The following is a 3448-nucleotide window of genomic DNA, read 5'->3' on the forward strand; positions in this document are numbered from 1 at the left end:
GAACTCCAACCCGTGAGAGAAGGCAAGTTGGTTATGCTAATAAGAGCGTATGGTGGATGCCTTGGCACTAAGAGCCGATGAAAGACGTGATAAGCTGCGATAAGCTTCGGGGAGGGGCAAATACCCATCGATCCGGAGATTTCTGAATGGGGAAACCCACTGGAGCAGACCTCCAGTATCCTTAACCCAATCCATAAGTTAAGGAAGGGAACCCGGTGAACTGAAACATCTAAGTAGCCGGAGGAAGAGAAAACAACATGTGATTCCGGAAGTAGCGGCGAGCGAAACCGGAAGAGCCCAAACCAGGGTGCGTGCACCCTGGGGTTCGGACCGCATAATTGATTCATGGAAGATAGCAGAACAGTTTTGGGAAAGCTGGCCAGAGAGGGTGAAAGCCCCGTAAGCAAAATCCAACATGACATGGCGGTATCCAGAGTACCACGAGACACGAGAAACCTTGTGGGAATATGCGGGGACCACCCCGTAAGGCTAAATACTCCTTAGTGACCGATAGCGCATAGTACTGTGAAGGAAAGGTGAAAAGGACCCCGGGAGGGGAGTGAAAGAGAACCTGAAACCATATGTTTACAAACTGTGGGAGCACTATATAGGTGCAACCGCGTACTTTTTGTAGAACGGTCCGGCGAGTTACGCTGGCTGGCGAGGTTAAGGGCCAAAGGCCCGGAGCCGAAGGGAAACCAAGTCTGAATAGGGCGATCATAGTCAGTCGGAGTAGACCCGAAACCGGGTGATCTATCCATGTCCAGGTTGAAGTTGCCGTAAAAGGCAATGGAGGACCGAACCCACATCCGTTGAAAAGGGTGGGGATGAGGTGTGGATAGGGGAGAAATTCCAATCGAACCCGGAGATAGCTGGTTCTCCTCGAAATAGCTTTAGGGCTAGCCTCATACTCAAGTCTTGCGGAGGTAGAGCACTGAATTTCCTAGGGGGCGTCAAAGCTTACCAAAGAATATCAAACTCCGAATGCCGTGTAGATGATGTATGGGAGTCAGACTGTCCGAGATAAGTTGGATGGTCAAAAGGGAAAGAGCCCAGACCTACAGCTAAGGTCCCAAAATGTGTGTTAAGTGGAAAAGGATGTGGGATTTCGAAGACAACTAGGATGTTGGCTCAGAAGCAGCCATTCATTGAAAGAGTGCGTAATAGCTCACTAGTCGAGAGGTCCTGCGCCGAAAATGTCCGGGGCTGAAACACACTACCGAAGCTTAGGAATTAACGAATGTTAATTGGTAGAGGAGCATTCTTAACTGCGACGAAGCTGTACCGTAAGGAGCAGTGGAGTGTTAAGAAGAGAGAATGCCGGAATGAGTAGCGAGAGGAAGGTGGGAATCCTTCCGGCCGAATATCTAAGGTTTCCAGAGTAAAGCTGATCTGCTCTGGGTAAGTCGGGGCCTAAGGCGAGGTCGAAAGACGTAGTCGATGGACAACAGGTTGAAATTCCTGTACTTTTAACTGACAGAACTGTGGGGACGCAGAGAGAAAGCGCAAGCCGGGAGTGGAAAATCCGGTGCAAGCGGGGTAGGAGTATATCAGGCAAATCCGGTATACAATCCGAAGACGTGATGCGGAGCGAACTAAAGTAGCGAAGTGCGTGAGCTAGCTGCCAAGAAAAGCCGCTATTGTTCAGTTAAAACCCGTACCGTAAACCGACACAGGTGGATGAGGAGAGAATCCTAAGGCCGACGGGAGAAGCATTGTTAAGGAACTCGGCAAAATGACCCCGTAACTTCGGGAGAAGGGGTGCCTCGCGAGAGGCCGCAGAGAATTGGCCCAAGCAACTGTTTAGCAAAAACACAGGTCTATGCAAAACCGAAAGGTGAGGTATATGGGCTGACGCCTGCCCGGTGCTGGAAGGTTAAGGGGAGAGGTTAGCGCAAGCGAAGCTTTGAACTTAAGCCCCAGTAAACGGCGGCCGTAACTATAACGGTCCTAAGGTAGCGAAATTCCTTGTCGGGTAAGTTCCGACCCGCACGAAAGGCGTAATGATTTGGGCACTGTCTCAACAATGCACCCGGTGAAATTGAAGTACCAGTGAAGATGCTGGTTACCTGCGCCAGGACGGAAAGACCCCATGGAGCTTTACTCCAGCTTGATACTGGGATTCGGTATTGCATGTACAGGATAGGTGGGAGGCTTTGAACTTATGACGCCAGTTGTAAGGGAGCCGCTGTTGGGATACCACCCTTGCAGTATTGGGTTTCTAACCATCAGCCGTGATCCGGCTGGGGGACAATGTCAGGTGGGGAGTTTGACTGGGGCGGTCGCCTCCGAAAGGGTATCGGAGGCGCTCAAAGGTCTTCTCAGAATGGTTGGAAACCATTCGCAGAGTGCAAAGGCATAAGAAGGCTTGACTGCGACACCGACGGGTGGAGCAGGTACGAAAGTAGGACTTAGTGATCCGGTGGTATAAAGTGGGATTGCCATCGCTCAACGGATAAAAGCTACCCTGGGGATAACAGGCTTATCACTCCCAAGAGTTCACATCGACGGAGTGGTTTGGCACCTCGATGTCGGCTCATCGCATCCTGGGGCTGAAGTAGGTCCCAAGGGTTGGGCTGTTCGCCCATTAAAGCGGTACGCGAGCTGGGTTCAGAACGTCGTGAGACAGTTCGGTCCCTATCCGGCGTGGGCGTAGGATATTTGAGAGGAGCTGACCTTAGTACGAGAGGACCGGGTTGGACTGGCCGCTGGTGTATCTGTTGTTCTGCCAAGAGCATAGCAGAGTAGCCAAGCCGGGAAGGGATAAACGCTGAAGGCATCTAAGCGTGAAGCCCCCCTCAAGATGAGATATCCCATAACGTCAAGTTAGTAAGACCCCTTGAAGACGACGAGGTAGATAGGACAGAGGTGGAAGTATGGCAACATATGGAGCTGACTGTTACTAATAGGTCGAGGGCATAACCAAGCAAGGTGATAGGAAATGGATGTATTTAGTTCTTTGTATGCAGTTTTGAAGGTACACAGATATAGTATCATATTCCTCGATAGCTCAGTGGTAGAGCATTCGGCTGTTAACCGAAGGGTCGTTGGTTCGAGCCCAACTCGGGGAGCTTGTAGACCGTGAGCACTACTTACGGTCTACAAAACTTTATATATGATTTTATGCGGCTCCTTGGTCAAGCGGTTAAGACATCGCCCTTTCACGGCGGTAACACGGGTTCGATTCCCGTAGGAGTCATTTTATGCCGATGTGGTTCAATTCATTAAGATTGATCACGTCAATCGCAGGCAGAGTGCTGATTACAAATCAGTTGCTCTGAGAGATGTAATGTAATATGCCGATGTGGCTCAATTGGCAGAGCAGCTGATTTGTAATCAGCAGGTTATCGGTTCGAGTCCGATCATCGGCTTTGTTCCTTTTTGGGACATAATACACGTGGACCTTTAGCTCAGTTGGTTAGAGCAATCGGCTCATAACCGATCGGTC

General features: G+C 50.4%; 3 tRNA genes and 1 rRNA gene. All 4 read left to right on the forward strand.

The features are described 5' to 3' along the window. Positions 1-29: 29 nt before the first annotated feature. The 4 genes from ARB69_RS23190 to ARB69_RS23205 all read left to right on the forward strand — a co-directional run bounded on the left by ARB69_RS23190 (position 30) and on the right by ARB69_RS23205 (position 3371). Positions 30-2926 (forward strand): 23S ribosomal RNA (locus tag ARB69_RS23190). A 73-nt stretch (positions 2927-2999) separates the two neighbouring features. Then, positions 3000-3071, forward strand: a tRNA-Asn gene (locus ARB69_RS23195). A 56-nt stretch (positions 3072-3127) separates the two neighbouring features. Next, positions 3128-3199: transfer RNA gene (locus tag ARB69_RS23200), tRNA-Glu, on the forward strand. A gap of 99 nt (positions 3200-3298) precedes the next feature. After that, positions 3299-3371 (forward strand) — tRNA-Thr (locus ARB69_RS23205). Positions 3372-3448: the final 77 nt, after the last annotated feature.

Source organism: Faecalicatena contorta, assembly GCF_001404335.1.
In the GTDB taxonomy this organism is placed as follows: Bacteria; Bacillota; Clostridia; order Lachnospirales; family Lachnospiraceae; genus Faecalicatena; species Faecalicatena contortus_B.